Source organism: Microbacterium sp. NPDC076895 (assembly GCF_040687115.1).
Taxonomy (GTDB): Bacteria; Actinomycetota; Actinomycetes; order Actinomycetales; family Microbacteriaceae; genus Microbacterium.
Map to the genome: position 1 here is coordinate 55629 of NZ_JBFBMQ010000010.1, position 17028 is coordinate 72656.

The 17028-nt window shown below is 68.3% G+C and carries 14 protein-coding genes; 7 read left to right on the forward strand and 7 right to left on the reverse strand.

The genetic code is table 11. The features are described from left to right. Positions 1–24 precede the first annotated feature (24 nt). The 3 genes from AB0O89_RS10100 to AB0O89_RS10110 are packed head-to-tail and all read right to left on the reverse strand — an operon-like array spanning position 25 to position 1925. Positions 25–570 carry an ECF transporter S component gene (locus tag AB0O89_RS10100; RefSeq protein ID WP_363497024.1) on the reverse strand — a complete coding sequence of 182 codons (546 nt, stop codon included), beginning with the start codon at positions 568–570 and terminating at the stop codon, positions 25–27. Between the two features lie 39 nt (positions 571–609). Further along, positions 610–1605 carry a pirin family protein gene (locus tag AB0O89_RS10105; protein ID WP_363497027.1) on the reverse strand — a complete coding sequence of 332 codons (996 nt, stop codon included), beginning with the start codon at positions 1603–1605 and terminating at the stop codon, positions 610–612. Next, the gene (locus AB0O89_RS10110; protein ID WP_363497030.1) at positions 1602–1925 is read right to left on the reverse strand and encodes a GNAT family N-acetyltransferase; all 324 of its coding nucleotides are present in this window, start codon (positions 1923–1925) and stop codon (positions 1602–1604) included. The genes AB0O89_RS10105 and AB0O89_RS10110 overlap by 4 nt, the downstream gene beginning before the upstream one ends. 120 nt (positions 1926–2045) lie before the next feature. Between AB0O89_RS10110 and AB0O89_RS10115 the strand changes: the two genes are divergently transcribed. The 5 genes from AB0O89_RS10115 (at position 2046) to AB0O89_RS10135 (ending at position 11292) form a co-directional block, all read left to right on the forward strand. Continuing rightward, positions 2046–4628 (forward strand): DUF3516 domain-containing protein, encoded by a 2583-nt coding sequence (locus AB0O89_RS10115; RefSeq protein WP_363497159.1) that lies wholly within the window; start codon positions 2046–2048, stop codon positions 4626–4628. Between the two features lie 58 nt (positions 4629–4686). Next, positions 4687–6645 (forward strand): DNA helicase RecQ, encoded by a 1959-nt coding sequence (gene recQ / locus AB0O89_RS10120; RefSeq protein ID WP_363497033.1) that lies wholly within the window; start codon positions 4687–4689, stop codon positions 6643–6645. Positions 6646–6677: 32 nt separating this feature from the next. Further along, on the forward strand, positions 6678–8489 hold the full coding sequence (locus tag AB0O89_RS10125; RefSeq protein ID WP_363497036.1) for a glycoside hydrolase family 3 N-terminal domain-containing protein: 1812 nt from the start codon (positions 6678–6680) through the stop codon (positions 8487–8489). 30 nt (positions 8490–8519) lie between these two features. Next, complete coding sequence (locus tag AB0O89_RS10130) at positions 8520–9071, forward strand: gluconokinase (RefSeq protein ID WP_363497039.1); 552 nt, start codon at positions 8520–8522, stop codon at positions 9069–9071. Positions 9072–9240: 169 nt separating this feature from the next. Then, the gene (locus tag AB0O89_RS10135) at positions 9241–11292 is read left to right on the forward strand and encodes an acyl-CoA dehydrogenase (protein WP_363497042.1); all 2052 of its coding nucleotides are present in this window, start codon (positions 9241–9243) and stop codon (positions 11290–11292) included. A gap of 38 nt (positions 11293–11330) precedes the next feature. Here the strand turns inward: AB0O89_RS10135 and AB0O89_RS10140 are convergent, their stop codons facing one another. After that, on the reverse strand, positions 11331–12032 hold the full coding sequence (locus AB0O89_RS10140) for an alpha/beta hydrolase (RefSeq protein WP_363497045.1): 702 nt from the start codon (positions 12030–12032) through the stop codon (positions 11331–11333). 89 nt (positions 12033–12121) lie between these two features. Here AB0O89_RS10140 and AB0O89_RS10145 point away from each other — a divergent pair, with 89 nt between their 5' ends. Further along, on the forward strand, positions 12122–13045 hold the full coding sequence (locus AB0O89_RS10145; RefSeq protein WP_363497048.1) for an AraC family transcriptional regulator: 924 nt from the start codon (positions 12122–12124) through the stop codon (positions 13043–13045). 53 nt (positions 13046–13098) lie between these two features. Beyond that, entirely contained in the window at positions 13099–13692 is a 594-nt protein-coding gene (locus tag AB0O89_RS10150) for a DNA-3-methyladenine glycosylase I (protein ID WP_363497051.1), read from the forward strand. An 18-nt stretch (positions 13693–13710) separates the two neighbouring features. Here the strand turns inward: AB0O89_RS10150 and AB0O89_RS10155 are convergent, their stop codons facing one another. The 3 genes from AB0O89_RS10155 to AB0O89_RS10165 are packed head-to-tail and all read right to left on the reverse strand — an operon-like array spanning position 13711 to position 17019. Beyond that, positions 13711–14199 (reverse strand): recombinase family protein, encoded by a 489-nt coding sequence (locus tag AB0O89_RS10155; protein WP_363497054.1) that lies wholly within the window; start codon positions 14197–14199, stop codon positions 13711–13713. A gap of 58 nt (positions 14200–14257) precedes the next feature. Continuing rightward, positions 14258–16012 carry a sodium:proton antiporter gene (locus AB0O89_RS10160; protein ID WP_363497057.1) on the reverse strand — a complete coding sequence of 585 codons (1755 nt, stop codon included), beginning with the start codon at positions 16010–16012 and terminating at the stop codon, positions 14258–14260. After that, positions 16009–17019 carry a malate dehydrogenase gene (locus AB0O89_RS10165; protein WP_363497060.1) on the reverse strand — a complete coding sequence of 337 codons (1011 nt, stop codon included), beginning with the start codon at positions 17017–17019 and terminating at the stop codon, positions 16009–16011. The genes AB0O89_RS10160 and AB0O89_RS10165 overlap by 4 nt, the downstream gene beginning before the upstream one ends. Positions 17020–17028: the final 9 nt, after the last annotated feature.

Here is a 17028-nt window from a genome sequence, read left to right on the forward strand (position 1 = left end):
TTCGCGGGCGTCCGGACCGGAGCATCACGAGCGGCGCGCGACGCCGGCGCGGCGCAGCGATACACCGATCCCGAGTCCCGCAGCAGTCCACGCGACGGGGCCGAGCACCGCGACGATGAGGTAGATGATCTGTGCCCACAACGGGTAGGCGGCGAGGTTAGCGGCGAACGCGACGACAACGGCGACCAGGATGCCGATGATCACCGCCGAGATGAAGAACCGCCAGGCGTCCCACACCCGGTAGCGAGTGAGGGCGGCGACGAGCTCCTGGATGCCGCCGAAGAGAATCGCGGTGCCGAGGAATCGCAGCGCCCACTGGGGAGCCATGGCGCTGGCCACCAGAGCCGCGAACACGTGGCTGAGAAGCGCCACCCACGGGAGGCGGATGACCTCCTGCGCGATGATGCCCGGCAGCACGTGCGCCCCGAGGACGAAGCCGTAAAGAATCGGTGCAGCCCCGAGTACGAGCGGCGTGACCCATCCCGCAATGCCCGCGAGCAGCCCCGTCGCGACGCCGATGGCGGCGGTCGTGAGGAGCACGCGCGTCGTCAGGACGGAGGTTCGGGCCACCGTATCAGCGTACTGCCGCGTTCGGGACCAAAGTCTGTCTCAGAGGCGTCTGCGTCGCCGCGTCAGTCGCACCCCCGGCAGCGGCGGGGCGGGGATGCGCTCCGGGCCGTGGTCGACGACCTGACCGAACCGTGCCGCGGCGCTCTCCCAGTCCTCGCGGGCGGCGACGATCTCATCGTGCGAGCGTCCGACGAAGTTCCACCACATCACGATCTCGTCCGGGAACGGCTCGCCGCCGAGCAGGAACACTCGGGCTCCGGAGTCCGTGCGCAGGGTGATCGCGTCACGATGCGTCCCGAGATACAGCAGGTGGTTCGCGTCCAGGTCGGCGGTGTCGTGCGCATCGCCGCCCGGCGCACCGCTGACCGTCGCGTCACCATCAATCAGAAGCAGCGCGTGCTCCCATGCCTGTTCGAGCGGGATGAGCACGTCGGCTCCGGGCGAGAGTTCGAGTTCGGCGCCGACGATCGGAGTGTGCGTCGTCGCGGGGGAGGATGCCTCGCCGAGCGTCCCGAGCACCACGGTAGCCTGCGCGCTACCCGCGGCAGCGGGCAGATCGACCACCGGAAGATCCGCGTGCTGTTCGAAGGATGCCGCCCCGAACCGGGTCGCTTCAGGGAGGGCGACCCACAACTGCAGGGCGTCGAGGTCGACATCCGTCTCGCCCACAGAGTATTCGGAGTGGGAGATCCCGGCGCCTGCGGTCATGAGGTTGAGCACGCCTCGGCGCACGATCACGTCGCTGCCGACGGAATCGCGGTGACGCACCTCGCCGCTGATCGGCCAGGTCACGGTCTGCAGGCCGATGTGCGGGTGTGGCTCGACGCGCATCATGGTTCGCTGCGGCCCGAAGCGGTCAAGGAAGCACCACGCTCCGACGAGCGGGAGGTCGCGCTGCGGGAGCGCGCGAGAGACCTGCATGGCCCGTATCCCGCCGAGCGGGACATCCCTCATCTCGAGGTTCAGCAGGCGGGGTCCGTCGCAGTCGGCTGCCCCTTCTTCGGCCACCGCTGCGTCCGAGTCGAGTCGGGTCATCCCCGTGGCGCCGAGCCGTGGGGCCACGCGACGTCGAGCCCGTTGACCTCGTGCTTCTGCAGGTAGCGCACCACGAACGAGCACTCCGGCACGACGGTCTCACCACGGGACGCAACATCCGTCATGGCCTGTCCGATGAGTTCGGTGCCGAGGCCTCGGCCCGAGAAGGCCGGATCGATCTCGGTGTGGGGGAAGACCAGGCGACCCTGATCGTCGGCGACGAATTCGGTGAAGCCTGCGAGGGCTCCGTCGAGGCTGATCTCGTATCGTCCCTTGTCGTCGTTGCGCACGACCTCGGGGGTCACGTCAGTATCGGTCATCACCTGTCCTCTCGTTGCTTCCTCCCAACGTAGGCGGGGGCTGTCGTGTTCCGCGAGGGTCAGTGCGCGTGGGGGCGAGTCGCTCGCGTCAGGCAGACTCGGGGGGTGACTTCCCCGCCTATGCTCACGGACGCCGTGACAGGCGCCGCACCGGATGCCGTCTATGACGCTTTCGTGTCGTGGGCGCAGGGGCGCGGCATCCGTCTCTACCCCGCGCAGGATGAAGCTGCCATCGAACTCGTGTCGGGTTCGCACGTGGTGCTCTCGACGCCGACCGGAACGGGCAAGTCGCTCGTCGCGATCGCTGCTCACACCGCGTCGCTTGCCCGGGGCGGCCGCTCGTACTACACCGCGCCGATCAAGGCGCTCGTGGCCGAGAAGTTCTTCGCGCTGGTCGAGATCTTCGGTGCCGAGAACGTGGGAATGGTCACGGGAGACTCGTCGGTCAACGCCGACGCACCGATCGTGTGCTGCACTGCGGAGATCCTGGCGAACATCGCGCTGCGGCAGGGCACGGATGCCGACATCGACGCCGTCGTGATGGACGAGTTCCACTACTACGGCGATCCCGACCGCGGCTGGGCGTGGCAGGTGCCGCTACTGCTTCTTCCGCGCGTGCAGTTCCTGCTCATGTCGGCGACCCTGGGCGATGTCACCCCGATCGTGGCTGACCTCGAGCGCCGCACCGGCCGCGAAGTGGCGCAGATCACGGGCGTCGAGCGTCCCGTGCCGCTGCACTTCTCGTATGAGCGGCGCCCGGTCCATGACGTGGTCGAACGGTTGCTGGAGGAGTCCGAGACCCCGATCTACATCGTTCACTTCTCGCAAGCTGCAGCCCTCGAGCGGGCTCAGGCGCTTATCAACACCAAGATCGCATCGCGCGAGCAGCGTGATCAGATCGCCGCCGAGATCGGCGGGTTCCGGTTCACGACGGGGTTCGGCAAGACGCTCTCACGCCTCGTGCGGGCCGGAATCGGCATCCATCATGCCGGGATGCTGCCGCGCTACCGCCGCCTGGTCGAAACCCTCGCCCAGCGGGGACTGTTGAAGGTCATCTGCGGCACCGACACCCTCGGGGTCGGCATCAACGTGCCGATCCGCACCGTGCTCATCACGGCTCTCACCAAGTTCGACGGCACGCGGATGCGGCAGCTCACCGCCCGCGAGTTTCATCAGGTCGCCGGACGCGCGGGCCGGGCCGGGTTCGATCCCTACGGCAATGTCGTCGTCATGGCTCCCGAGTGGGAGATCGAGAACGCCGTCGCGCTCGCAAAGGCCGGCGACGACGCTTCCAAACGCAAGAAAATCGTGCGCAAGAAGGCACCCACCGGCCAGGTGAACTGGGGTGAGGGGTCGTTCGAGCGACTCGTCGACGCCGAACCCGAGCCACTCACCCCGCACCTGCAGCTGACCGCCGCGATGCTCATCAACGTCATCGGACGCGGGGGCGACGTCTTCGGCAACATCCGCTCCCTTGTGTTCGACAACCACGAGCCTCGTGCACGGCAGTACGAACTCGCTCGCCGGGCCATCGCGATCTTCCGCACGCTCGTGACGGCAGGCATCGTGGATGCCACGGCTGACGGCATCCGTCTCACCGTCGATCTGCAGCCGAACTTCGCCCTCAACCAGCCCCTCTCGCCCTTTGCGCTCGCCGCGATCTCCCTGCTCGACCCCGATGCGCCCGCCCCCGCCCCCGCGAACTCCGCAGAATCGCACGAACTCCGCAGTCCTGAGCCAGAATCCTCCGAACGTGGCGCGGATCTGCGAACTTCGAGTGCCAAGACGACGGCCGGCACCGGGCACTATGCGCTGGATGTCGTGAGCGTGATCGAGGCGACGCTGGATGACCCGCGCGCGATCCTCTCGCAGCAGGAGTTCCGCGCGAGAGGCGAGGCGGTGGCGGCGATGAAGCGCGACGGGCTCGAGTACGACGAACGGATGGCGCTGCTCGAAGACATCACCTATCCGAAGCCGCTCGCCGAGCTGCTGGCCCAGTCATTCGCGGTGTTCGCGTCGAGTCAGCCGTGGGTGCTCGATTTCGAGCTCTCGCCCAAGTCGGTGGTGCGCGACATGTATGAGCGGGCGATGTCGTTCGGCGAGTTCGTGTCGTTCTACCAGCTTGCCCGGAGCGAAGGCCTCGTGCTGCGCTACCTCTCGGATGCCTACCGCGCCGTCCGCCAGACCGTGCCGGCCGAGGCGCAGACCGACGAGGTGCTCGACCTCATCGAGTGGCTCGGCGAACTGGTCAGGCAGGTCGACTCGTCGCTGGTCGATGAGTGGGCATCCCTCACGAACCCGGTCGCCGACCCCGAGGCCCCCGTCGTGCCGCCGGCACCGCCGTCGGTCCTGACAAACCGTCGCGCCTTCACGGTGCTCGTGCGCAACGAACTATTCCGCCGCATCCAGTTGGCGGCGCTGCAAGACGACGACGGGCTGGCCGAGCTCGATCCGGGCGTCGACTGGTCGGCGGCGATGGATCGGTACTACGACGAGCACGACGAGATCCTCACCGGCGGTCCTGCGCGCTCGCCGCAGCTGTGCGTCATTGACACGACGGATGCCGAAACCTGGCGTGTCGAGCAGATCATCGACGATCCGGCGGGCGACCATGACTGGCGCATCCGCGCCGAGGTCGACCTGGCAGCATCCGTCGAGGAGGGAACCGCCGTGGTGCGTGTAACCGAGGTCGTGCGGTTGTGAGCGGGGCGCCTGCGAGCGGTAGGGACTGGGCGTCGGCGGCGCCGGATACGGTGGAGCGGTGAGTACGCCCGAGGATCCCTACGCCGACCTGGTGTGGGATCCCGACGAACTCGCCCCACCGCCCGACGGTGACGAGCCACCCGAGGACTGGGCGCCATCCGCAGTCGGCATCCGTCGCGTGTCGGCGGCTCCCGCCCGATCGTTCACGGGAGTCGACCCCCTCGCCGTGCTGCGCGAGGTCTACGGCTACGACGCGTTCCGCGCGGATCAGGCCGACATCGTCGCGCATGTCGTCGCGGGCGGAGACGCCGTCGTGCTCATGCCGACAGGTGGCGGAAAGAGCATCACCTACCAGGTGCCTGCGCTCGTGCGCGAGGGCACGGGCCTCGTGATCTCGCCGCTCATCGCGCTCATGCACGATCAGGTCGAGGCGCTCCGGGCAAACGGCGTGCGTGCGGCGGCCCTGAACTCCACGCAGTCTGCCCCCGAGCGCGCCGAGACCGAGCGCGCGTACCTGAACGGGGAGCTCGACCTGCTCTACGTCGCACCCGAGCGCCTGTCGGGTGCCGCGACGACCGCGCTGCTGCAGCGGGGTCGAATCAGCGTCATCGCGATCGACGAGGCCCACTGTGTGTCGCAGTGGGGTCACGACTTCCGCCCCGACTACCTCGCCCTCGGGGATCTCGCCGAGCGCTTCCCGGGCGTCCCCCGGATGGCGCTCACCGCGACCGCGACGCGCGAGACCCACCGCGAGATCACCGACCGGCTTCACCTGCCCGAGGCCCGCCACTTCGTCGCGAGCTTCGATCGTCCCAACATCCAGTACCGGATCGAGCCCAAGACCGACGTGCGCCGCCAGCTCACGGCGTTCGTTCGTGCGCAGGCCGCGGGAGCGTCGGGCATCGTCTATGCCCTGAGTCGCAAGAGTGTCGAGCAGACCGCTACCTACCTGCGGAGTCAGGGGATCGACGCGCTGCCGTATCACGCGGGGCTGGATCCCGGCATCCGTGCTGCCAACCAGCAGCGGTTCCTCCGCGAGGACGGCGTCGTCATGGTCGCCACGATCGCGTTCGGCATGGGGATCGACAAGCCCGACGTCCGCTACGTCGCGCACATCGATCTGCCGAAGTCGGTCGAGGGCTACTACCAAGAGACCGGCCGCGCCGGCCGCGACGGCGAGCCGTCGGTCGCGTGGATGGCCTATGGCCTCGCGGATGTCGTGCAGCAGCGTCGCCTCATCGACGGCGGCGAGGGCGATCTCGCCCGCAAGCGACGCCAGCACCAGCACCTGGATGCCATGCTCGCCCTCTGCGAGACCGTCGAGTGCCGGCGGGTGAATCTGCTCGGCTACTTTGGCCAGCCCGCCGAGCCGTGCGGCAACTGCGACACGTGCCTCGAGCCTCCCGAGACCTGGGACGGACTCGTTCCGGCGCAGAAGCTCCTGTCGACGATCGTGCGTCTCCAGCGTGAGCGCGGCCAGGCCTACGGGGCTGGGCAACTCATCGACATCCTGCGCGGCGCCGACACTGAGCGCATCCGTCAGCTGGGTCATCAAAGCCTCGCGACCTATGGCATCGGGTCTGACCTGTCCGACCAGGACTGGCGCAGCGTCGTGCGGCAGCTGCTTGCGCGCGGCATCCTGGTCGCCCGCGGGGAGTACGGCACTCTCGCTCTTGGTGAGGCTGCCGGCCCCGTGCTCAAGGGCGAACAGGCAGTGCCCCTGCGCCGCGACGTTGCCGGCCGCGCGGGAGCTGCCCGGGTACGCAAAACGGCGGCAACGGATGTCGCGCCCGCCGATCGCGACCTGTTCGAGGCGCTCCGCGCCTGGCGTGCCGAAACCGCCCGCGAGCAGGGAGTCCCCGCGTATGTCGTGTTCGGCGACGTGACGCTGCGCGCGCTCGCCGCCGCCCGTCCGACCTCACCTGCGGGCCTGGAGGGCATCACCGGGATCGGGGCGAAGAAGAAGGATGCCTACGGCGACGCCGTCCTCGCCGTCGTCGCCGCGCACTCGAGTTGAAAACCAAACAACGCTCGGTTTAATGTGATGCCATGAGCAATGGCGCCGCCGAGACCGCATCCGTTCCCTCCGTCGACACCCGCTACAAGGACTCCGCGCTCCCGATCGAGGAACGCGTCGAGATCCTGCTTCAGCAGATGACCCTGGAGGAGAAGGCGGGTCTGTTCTTCCAGACGATGATCGCTCTCGGCCCCGGCGGTGAGCTGTCAGATGGCGATCCCGCATTCGGGATCGCGTCGAACCGCGAGTACGTCGTGGAGCGCCACCTCACGCACTTCAACCTGCTGGGCGCGGCCCCCACGGCACGCGAGATCGCGCGCTGGCACAACAAGCTCCAGGAGCTCGCAGCCTCGACGCGCCTGGGCATTCCCGTCACGATCTCCACCGACCCGCGCCATTCGTTCAGCGAGAACCCGGGCGCGGCGATCTTCGCTGGGCCGTTCTCGCAGTGGCCCGAGCCGCTCGGCCTTGCCGCGACCCAGGATGCTGAACTCGTCGAGCGCTTCGGTGACATCGCTCGCCAGGAATACACCGCTGTCGGCATCCGTGCTGCCCTGCACCCCCAGGTCGACCTCGCCACCGAGCCCCGCTGGGCGCGTCAGCTGCAGACGTTCGGCGAGGACCCCGACCTGTCGGGAGAGCTCGGCGCCGCCTACATCCGCGGCTTCCAGAACGGCTCGGCCTTCGGGCCAGGCGCCGTCTCGACGATGGTCAAGCACTTCCCCGGAGGTGGCCCGCAGAAAGACGGCGAAGACCCGCACTTCGCGTACGGCCGTGAGCAGGTCTACCCCGGCGGCAAGTTCGAGCTGCATCTGAAGCCCTTCGAGGCGGCGTTCGACGCCGGCGTCCGCCAGGTGATGCCGTACTACGGGATGCCGGTGGGCACCGAGTACGAAGAGGTTGGATTCGGCTTCAACAAGAGTGTCCTGACGGGCCTGCTGCGCGAGCGCTACGGCTTCGACGGCATCGTCTGCACCGACTGGGGACTGCTGACCGATCAGCCGATCTTGGGCGATGACTTCCCCGCCCGCGCATGGGGTGCCGAGCACCTGACCCCGGGTGAGCGAGCGGTCAAGATCCTCGATGCCGGTGCCGATCAGTTCGGCGGCGAGGACGACCCGACCCTGCTGATCGAGCTTGTCCGCGCCGGCGCGCTCAGCGAGGACCGCCTGGATGTCTCGGCGCGACGCCTGCTGCGCGAGAAGTTCGTGCTCGGACTCTTCGACAACCCGTACGTCGACGAGGATGCCGCAGACCGCATCGTCGGCAACGCCGAGTTCCGGGCAGCGGGTGTCGCGGCCCAGCAGGCGTCGGTGACGGTGCTCACCAACGGCGTGCAGCGCGCTGCGACGACACCGACGCTGCCGTTCGCCGCGGGACTGGGCCTCTATGTCGAGGGCATCGATCCTGCGGTGGCGAGCGCGTATGGTGAGGTCGTCGAGAGCCCGGAGGATGCCGACCTCGCAATCCTCCGGCTGCAGGCTCCCTTCGAGCCGCGTGCCACCGCGTTCGAGAACTTCTTCCACGCCGGCTCGCTCGACTTCGCTGACGAGACGATTGCCCGCGTCGCCGAGATCGCTGCGGTGACGACGACGGTCGTGGATGTGTTCCTCGATCGACCCGCGATTCTTGCGCCGATCGTCGAGGCCGCGCACGCGGTCGTCGTGAACTGGGGCGCGAGCGCCGACGCGCTGCTGTCGGTCCTCTCGGGGAAGGTCGCTGCCCGCGGAAAGTTGCCGTTCGACGTACCTCGCAGCATGGCCGCGGTCGAGGCCTCGCGCCCCGATGTCCCCTTCGACACCGCCGACCCGCTCTTCCGTTTCGGTCACGGGCTTACGCTCTAACCGGCGGTCGGGCACCCCTAGGCTGGCAGCATGACCCGACCCGGCACCGCGATCGTCGTCATGGGAGTCAGTGCGAGCGGAAAGTCGGTGGTCGGGATCGAGATCGCCCGGCGCCTGCACCTCCCGTTCGTCGACGCCGACGACCTGCATCCGGCCGAGAACGTGGCAAAGATGTCGCAGGGTATTCCGTTGACGGATGCCGACAGGATGCCGTGGCTTGACCTGGTCGGCGACCGGTTGGCGCTGCGCTCCACGGGCGGCGAGGTGCCAGACAGTGGGGCAGCCGCGGCATCCGGCGTCGTCGTCGCGTGCTCCGCGCTGAAGCGGTCGTATCGCGATCGCCTGCGCGCGCGTGCGCCACACACGGTGTTCGTCCACCTCACCGGTGACCCCGAGCTGCTCAGCGCCCGGGCGCTGGCTCGCACCGGACACTTCATGCCGCCGGCGCTGCTGGCGTCGCAGCTGGCCACGCTCGAACCGCTCGAGACCGACGAGCCTGGCGTCGTGGTCGATGTCGCCGAGGATGTGGCGACAGTCGCCGAGCGCGCCGTCGAGTGGGTGCAGCGCGAGAGCAGCGACTGAGGCGGCATCCGTGCTGAGGGCTCCCTGAGTGCCCTGTCGCAACGCCACAACCAGCCCGACCGACCTGGCCGACCCGCGTTGTAGGCATCGTGAAGCGATTTGAGACGTCTTTGTGGGATGCCTACGGTGGAGCCTGACGTTCCCTTCCCCCTCATCGAGAGGTGATCCCATGGTTGACGCTGCCGTCCGTCCGTCCGAAACTCCTACCGCTGAACCGCGCATCGACGCCGATCTGGTCACGCGGATGCTGCTGGGCACGTGGGCCGACACTCGCCGCGAAGCCCGTGAACTCATCAAGGACCCGGCCTTCTGGCAGATCAATGGCCTGCCGATGCAAGAGCACCGCGAGCGGGTCCTCAGCCAACTTCATCTCCTCGTCGACGCTGGCGGATCCCGCCGCGCGTTCCCCAAGAAGTACGGCGGGCTCGAAGACAACGGCGCCAACCTCGCCGGCTTCGAGGAGCTCGTGCTCGCCGATCCGAGCCTGCAGATCAAGTCGGGCGTGCAATGGGGGCTGTTCGGCTCGGCGATCTATCAACTCGGCACTGAGAAGCACCACGACCGCTGGCTTCCCGACGTGATCTCCCTCGCCCTGCCCGGCGCCTTCGCCATGACCGAAACGGGGCACGGGTCGGATGTCGCGGCGATCGGAACCACGGCGACCTACGACCCCGACACCGAAGAGTTCGTCATCCACACGCCCTTCCGGGGTGCGTGGAAGGACTACCTTGGCAACGCCGCGCTGCACGGCAAGGCTGCGACGGTGTTCGCGCAGCTCATCACGGGGGGCGTGAACTACGGCGTGCACTGCTTCTTCGTGCCGATCCGCGATGACGAGGGCGCCTTCTTGCCCGGAGTCGGCGGTGAGGATGACGGCGTCAAGGGCGGCCTCAACGGCATCGACAACGGTCGCCTGCACTTCGATCAGGTCCGCATCCCGCGCGAGAACCTGTTGAACCGCTACGGCGATGTCGCCCCCGACGGCACCTACTCCAGCCCCATCGACAGCCCCGGCCGCCGTTTCTTCACGATGCTCGGCGCCCTCGTGCAGGGCCGCGTTTCGCTCGACGGCGCCTCGACGTGGGCATCCGCGCTCGCCATGACGATCGCGGTGACCTACGGCAACCAGCGGCGCCAGTTCGACAGCGGCGCAGGAACTCCCGAGGTCACCCTGCTCGACTACGGCAAGCACCAGCGTCGCCTGCTTCCCCGGCTCGCGCAGGTCTACGCGCAGGCCTTCGCGCACGACGAGCTGCTGCAGATGTTCGACGGCGTCTTCAGCGGTCGCACCGACACCCCCGAGGAGCGCGAAGATCTCGAGACCCTGGCTGCGGCGCTGAAGGCGCTCTCGACCTGGAACGCGCTCGACACGATTCAGGAGGCGCGCGAAGCCTGCGGCGGCCAGGGCTTCCTTGCCGAGAACCGCCTCACGGCCCTGCGTGCCGATCTCGACATCTACGTGACCTTCGAGGGCGACAACAACGTGCTGCTGCAGCTGGTCGGCAAGCGGCTGCTCTCTGACTACGCCAAGCAGTTCAAGGGTAAGGATGCCGCTTCCCTCGCCCGCTTCGCTGTAGGCCAGACTGCCGGCAACGTCGTCCACGGTGCGGGCCTGCGCCAGTTCGGCCAGGTCGTCACCGACTTCGGATCTACCGCTCGCGCTGTCGAGCGCGGCCTTCGCGCCGAGCAGCAGCACGAGCTTCTGGGCGACCGCGTTCAGCAGATGGTCGCCGACATCGCCGGGCGGCTGCGCCCGGCATCCAAGATGTCGAAGACGGATGCCGCTGCGCTGTTCACCGAGAACCAGGCCGAGCTCATCGAAGCGGGGCGTGCCCACGGCGAGCTGCTGCAGTGGGAGGCATTCACGGATGCCCTGAACCGCATCGAGGATGCCGACACCAAGCAGGTCCTGACGTGGCTGCGCGACCTCTTCGGTCTGACCCTCATCGAGAAGCACCTCTCGTGGTACCTCATCAACGGACGTCTGTCGACCCAGCGGGCCGCTGCAGTCACCCGCTACATCGACCGGCTGCTGCGCAGACTGCGCCCGCACGCCCAGGAACTCGTCGACGCGTTCGGCTACGAACCCGAGCACGTTCGCGCGCCCATCGCGTCCGGCGCAGAGCAGGCCCGCCAGGACGAGGCGTCCGACTACTACGCGCGCCAGGCAGCCCAGGGGTCCGCGCCGATTCCCGAGAAGGTAGCCAAGTCCGGTCGGTGAGGCGCAGCGCGCTCGCGCGCCGCGCCCCACCGGGTCCGTTACGCGACGCTCTGCGCTGCCTTTTCGATGACGTCGGCGACGGCATCCGGCTGCGACAGGAACGGCGAGTGGCTGGAGGCGAGTCGTGCGGTCTGTGCGCCGGCGCGGGCCGCGAGAGCTTCCTGCGCCACCACCGGGAAGACGGTGTCGTTCTCGGTGATCAGATAGGTCGTGGGCCGGCCACGCCAGGCGACTTGCGTGAGTGTGTCAGAGAACGGCTGCACGGCCTGCGAGAGCAGTCGCGAACTCGCACGCTCAGCCTCGTCCTCGCTCATGTCGTTGAAGAAGAGCGTGTGCGGGGGCAGTTCGTCGTTGCCGGCCGTTGACAGCGGGCCATCGATGACCCACCAGTCGGGCGCGACCCCACCGACCGCACCCAGCAGCGATTCGCCCTCGTCGAGGGCGAAGGCCGCGATATAGACGATGTGGGCCACCTTCGGATCGGTGGCACCCTGTGTCGTCGGAACACCGCCGTACGAGTGCGCAACGACAACGACCGGGCCGTCGATGCTGTCGATGGCTGCGGCGACAGCATCCGCATCGTCCTGCAGCGTGAGTGTCGCCTTGTCTTCGGCGTGCACGGTTGGCAGGTCGACGGTTTCCACGGTCCAGCCGCGGTCGACGAGGATGCTTTCGAGCGGCTCGAAGGCCCAGGAGCCGTGCCAGGCGCCATGAACCAGGAGCAATGTGGGGCGGGACATCAGTGTCCTTTCTCGAGGGATCGGGTTAGTGTCTCAACGTATTCGCGAGAGTTCGCGTGGGCAGTGGCGCCGTGTGCGAAGGAGTGGCGATGGCTGCAGAGTGGGGCCCGACCATCCAAGGATCCACCCGAGGGATGCCGGGGTGGAGCGGCCATGAGCTGTTCTGCGATGCGATAGCCGACGTCTATGTCGGCGTGCTTCCCCGGCGTCCGGAACGGCCGAGCTTCGACGCCGACTTCGCGACGTATGACCTGGGGGGCGCCTCGCTCGGGATGATCGATACACCGGGGGTGTGGGCCGATCGCACCCGGAGCTCGATTCGCCACGTCCCCGACGACGCCCTGTTCATCAACCACAGCACGACCCCCTGGGGTTTGCAGCAGGGCGGCCGCGAGTGGTCTGCCGGCGCAGCATCCGCCCTCGTCTTGGACAACGCTCAGCCGTTCACGGTGACGGTGGGTCAGAATCATCGGCTGCGGCTGTCATCGCTTCGCATCCCGCAATCGCTCGTCGGTCGCCGCCTCGCCGAACCGGATGCTCTCAACGATGTTCTGAGCCGTGGCGGTGTCGGCACCCTCCTCGGCACCCAAATGGGGATGCTCGCGGCGGCCACGCGTGCGCGTCTAGCAGGCGCTGCCAGTGCCATGGTCGACACTGTTCTGGAGCTGCTCGACGCGGCATCCCGGGGCATCGCTCCGCCTGACCGGGTCGCGACCATGAAGTCCTATGTGGAGGGACGTCTGACTGATCCTCAGTTCGGTCCGGCGGAAGTGGCGCGGGCGTTCGGGTGCTCGGTACGCACGGTGCACAAGCAGTTCGGGCGCGACGGCACCACGTTCGGTGCTTATCTTCGCGCGGCGCGCCTGGACCGGGCGCGTCAGGTTCTCCTGGCTCCCGCACCACGTACACGCACTGTCGCGGCCATCGCGCAGGAGTGCGGGTTCACCGATGTGGGGACCTTCCACCGCGCCTATCGTGCGCGCTTCGGCGTGAGTCCCGCAGCCGACCGGTGAGGCCAGCACGCCGGCGAACAGCCGATGTCGGCGGCGGACTTTAGCCTGTGAGCATGAGTCCTGACGTGGTCCGCTCCGATCTGGTCATCGACGGCGATGGTGTGGCCCGCTGCGGCTGGGTCGGCGCCGATCCGGACTACATCCGCTATCACGACGAGGAGTGGGGGCAGCCGCTGCACGGTGACCGTGCGCTGTTCGAGAAGATGAGCCTCGAAGGCTTTCAGGCTGGGTTGTCGTGGATCACGATCCTGCGCAAGCGTCCGCGCTTCCGTGAGGTGTTCGCGGGCTTCGAGCCCGATGTCGTCGCCACGTTCGGCGACGACGACATCGAGCGCCTCATGGCGGATGCCGGGATCGTGCGCAACCGGGCCAAGATCGAGGCGACGATCTCCAACGCGAGGCTCGTGGCAGGGATGTCGGCGGGCGAACTCGATGCGCTGCTGTGGTCGTTCGCCGTCCCGCCGGGCGAGCGGCCGCGCCCCCGAGCGCTGAGCGAGCTACCGGCCACCACGGCGGCATCCGACGCCCTGAGCCGTGAGCTGCGGCGCCGCGGGTTCCGATTCGTCGGGCCGACGACGATGTACGCCCTCATGCAGTCGGCTGGGATGGTCGACGATCACCTCGACGGGTGCTGGCGGGCCGCCTGAATCCCGGCACCCGAGTCGCTACCGCGGCGCCTCGGCGTCGGGGTCGGTCAGTTCTGGAGTGGCAAGCGTGACGCCCGTCTCGAGCAGGTGTGGCGCGTCATGGTCGACGACCTTCACGATGACGCCGCGGCGGCGCAGCTCGGCCACGGTGCGGATCTCTTCTCCGACGTCTCGCCCCAGAGCATGGACTGTTGCGACAACGACGACATCGCCGCGGCGCAGGCGTCCGAACAGGCGCGCCAGCCGGTCCTCCCACGACTCGAGGGTTTCGGGTGACGGATGCCGAAAGCCGTCGATCGGCACACCGAATCGAGTCAGGGCTTCGCGCTGACTCACCACCGGCGGCATCCCCTCGCGGGAGACGACAACGCCAACCAGACGCGCGTCCGAGGGGCGCGCTCGCCACCACGCACTGTCGGCGCGTTGTGGCGCGAAGCACGTCGGGCACTCCGCCGCCTGGTGCGCGCCGGGGGATGCCGCAACGGGCCCGCCCTGATCGTCAGTCATGGAGGCCTCCACGGCTATTGTGCCTGACGGTTGCGAGGCCGGCGCGCGGGGTGTTGTGTCAGTCAGCGCTCTCGAGGCGCAGCTCGAGGTTGATCTGCGAAGCGTCGAGTTCAGCGAGGGCCCGGCGCAGTGCCGCGCTGCCGAACTGGCCGCCACTACTGAGTTCGATGAGCCGTTCCCGGCGCACGCGGATGAGGGCGAGCCGTAGTTCGAGGATGTCGCGGGCCTCGTCATCCTCTGCCTCGCCAGCCTGCAGGAACAGGGGTCCGACCCGCTCGGCGAACTCCGTCGCGAATGGCGTGCCGTCGCGTCGTGTGAGCGACCCCTCGTCGGCTGCCAGCAGTGCAGCCTGGTGCATCTCGCGCTCGAGCCGTTGCTGCTCGGATCGCACCAGGTTCTCGTCGTCCTCGTTGGAGACACGGAGCAGGCGAACCAGCCCGGGGAGAGTGAAGCCCTGCAGCATGAGGCTCGTCAGGGCGACGGTGAAGGCGACGAAGATGAGGAAGTGTCGGGAGGGGGCATCGGCCGGCAGGGTTTGGGCTGCGGCGAGGGTGACGACACCACGCATCCCCGACCAGACGATGATCGTGCCGTGCTTCCAGCCGAGGGGTGCGGCTCGGTAGTAGTTGAGGTCTGACATCGCCCGAGAGATCCGGCGGCGGAAGATGGCGAGGCGACGGTTCCAGCCCGCCTCGGTGATGCGTCGGCCTCGGTCACCGTACTGTTCAGGACCGCCGGCTTCGATCTCATCGATTCGGTCGGAGATGGCGTTCAACCGCTCGGTGCGTCTCGGGTGCAGCCTGCGGCCCTGCCCCCAGACCAGCAACGCCACGTATCCGGTCCGGACAAGGAGCAGGATGCCCAAGGCTGCGCCAGCGATCCACAGTCCGTGCCCGATGCCGTGGATGCCGTTGGCGGTGCCCGTCACGATCTCGCTCATCTCGAGACCCATGATGAGGAAGACGCCGCCTTCGAGGAGCAGCTCGACGGTGTGCCAGGTGACGCGGTCGGACATGCGCTGTTCGGGCGTGAACCACCGAGCCGCGCCCTGGCCGGTGACAATTCCGGCGACCACGGCGGCGACGAGCCCGGACCCACCCAACTCCTCGGTGGGGAGGTACGCGACGAAGGGCACGATGAACCCGGCTGCCGTCGTCGCCGCCGAGCTGCGTAGCCACGATCGCAGACGAAGGTTCGCGTAACCGACGATCGCACCGATCACGATCGCGATGAACACCGCCCAGAAGAACCCGCCGACCGCGTCGATGGCTGGCGGAGCCTGGCCGGTCGAGGCGATCATGACGAATGCCGCCACTGCCGAGTTCAAGATGACCAGTGCACTTGCGTCGTTGAGCAGGCTCTCGCCCTCCAGCATCGTCACGACTCGTCGGGACACGCCCAGCCGTTTGGCTACCGCCGTGGCGACGGCATCCGTGGGGCTGAGGATCGCGCCGAGGGCAAGTGCGAGAGGGTACCCGAGGTCGGGGATCACGAGGCAGAAGAACGTTCCCAGCACGAACGAGCTCACGAAGACGAGAACGACCGCGAGACCCGCGATGGGAAGGAGGTCCCGGCGGAACTCGACGGCGGGCAGCGACACTGCCGCCGAGTAGAGCAGCGGGGGCAGCACTCCCACCAGGATGAGTTCCGGGTTGACGCTGATGTCGGGCAGGAACGGAAGGTAGCTTGCGACGATGCCGATCAGCACGAGAAGAAGCGGACCGGCGACTCTGATGCGCGGAGCAACTCTTGCCGTCATCGCGACGACGAGCACGCCGCCGATGACGAAGAGGAACGCTTCGGTCGTCGTCACAGCAGTCCTCGTGCGGCGACAGCATCCCGCTCTGCGACGAGTTCGGCCACGGATGCATCGATGCGCGCCCGTGAGCGAGCGTCCACGTCGAGACCCTCGATCACGCGGTAGCCGGTGCCGTCCGACGAGACCGGGAACGAGCAGATGAGGCCCTCAGGAACGCCGTATTCGCCGTGGGAGACGACCGCCGCCGAGGTCCACGCGACTCCTGCGGTCTCATCCCGGACATGGTCGATGGCCGCAGCGGCAGCGGAACCCACCGACGAGGATCCGCGGACCTCGATGATCTCGGCCCCCCGCTTCGCGACCCGCGTGATGAAGGTGTCATCGAGCCAGGTCAGCGCCGCATCCTCGCCGCCGAACCGCTGCGCAAGCGCAGCGCGCGCCGGCATCCCGTCGACGAGGGCGTGGTCGACGTCGGGGAACTGCGTCGCCGAATGATTGCCCCAGATCGTCATCCGCTCGAGGCTCGCCGCCGGCCGCTCCACGGCTGCGGCAAGCTGCGCGAGCGCGCGGTTGTGGTCCAGTCGGGTGAGCGCGGCAAAGCGTTCGGCCGGCACGTCGGGCGCGGATGCCGAGGCGATGAGCGCGTTCGTGTTCGCGGGGTTTCCGACCACGAGCACCCGCACATCGTCGGCGGCCACAGCGCCGATCGCGGCTCCCTGCGGCCCGAAGATTCCGGCGTTCGCCTCGAGGAGGTCGGCGCGTTCCATACCTGCGGTTCGAGGGCGCGCGCCGACGAGGAGCGCGACGTTGCACCCGTCGAAACCGGTGTGGGCGTCGTCGGTGACCTCGACGTCGGAGAGCAGCGGGAATGCACCATCCATGAGTTCGAGGGCTGCGCCCTCTGCCGATTTCATCCCCTGCGGAATCTCCAGCAGCCGCAGTCGCACGGGCCGGTCGGGTCCGAGCATGTCGCCTGCCGCGATGCGAAACAGCAGCGCGTAGCCGATCTGTCCGCCTGCGCCGGTGATGGTGACTGTCGTGGGCGTCGCGTCAGGAGCCATGACCCAGAG

Coding starts and splice junctions, on each gene's coding strand:
- AB0O89_RS10145 (WP_363497048.1), top strand. CDS start 12,122: ATGGCTGCAGAGTGGGGCCCGACCATCCAAGGATCCACCCGAGGGATG.
- AB0O89_RS10125 (WP_363497036.1), top strand. CDS start 6,678: ATGAGCAATGGCGCCGCCGAGACCGCATCCGTTCCCTCCGTCGACACC.
- AB0O89_RS10105 (WP_363497027.1), bottom strand. CDS start 1,605: ATGACCCGACTCGACTCGGACGCAGCGGTGGCCGAAGAAGGGGCAGCC.
- AB0O89_RS10115 (WP_363497159.1), top strand. CDS start 2,046: ATGCTCACGGACGCCGTGACAGGCGCCGCACCGGATGCCGTCTATGAC.
- AB0O89_RS10130 (WP_363497039.1), top strand. CDS start 8,520: ATGACCCGACCCGGCACCGCGATCGTCGTCATGGGAGTCAGTGCGAGC.
- AB0O89_RS10150 (WP_363497051.1), top strand. CDS start 13,099: ATGAGTCCTGACGTGGTCCGCTCCGATCTGGTCATCGACGGCGATGGT.
- AB0O89_RS10165 (WP_363497060.1), bottom strand. CDS start 17,019: ATGGCTCCTGACGCGACGCCCACGACAGTCACCATCACCGGCGCAGGC.
- AB0O89_RS10140 (WP_363497045.1), bottom strand. CDS start 12,032: ATGTCCCGCCCCACATTGCTCCTGGTTCATGGCGCCTGGCACGGCTCC.
- AB0O89_RS10155 (WP_363497054.1), bottom strand. CDS start 14,199: ATGACTGACGATCAGGGCGGGCCCGTTGCGGCATCCCCCGGCGCGCAC.
- AB0O89_RS10135 (WP_363497042.1), top strand. CDS start 9,241: ATGGTTGACGCTGCCGTCCGTCCGTCCGAAACTCCTACCGCTGAACCG.
- AB0O89_RS10110 (WP_363497030.1), bottom strand. CDS start 1,925: ATGACCGATACTGACGTGACCCCCGAGGTCGTGCGCAACGACGACAAG.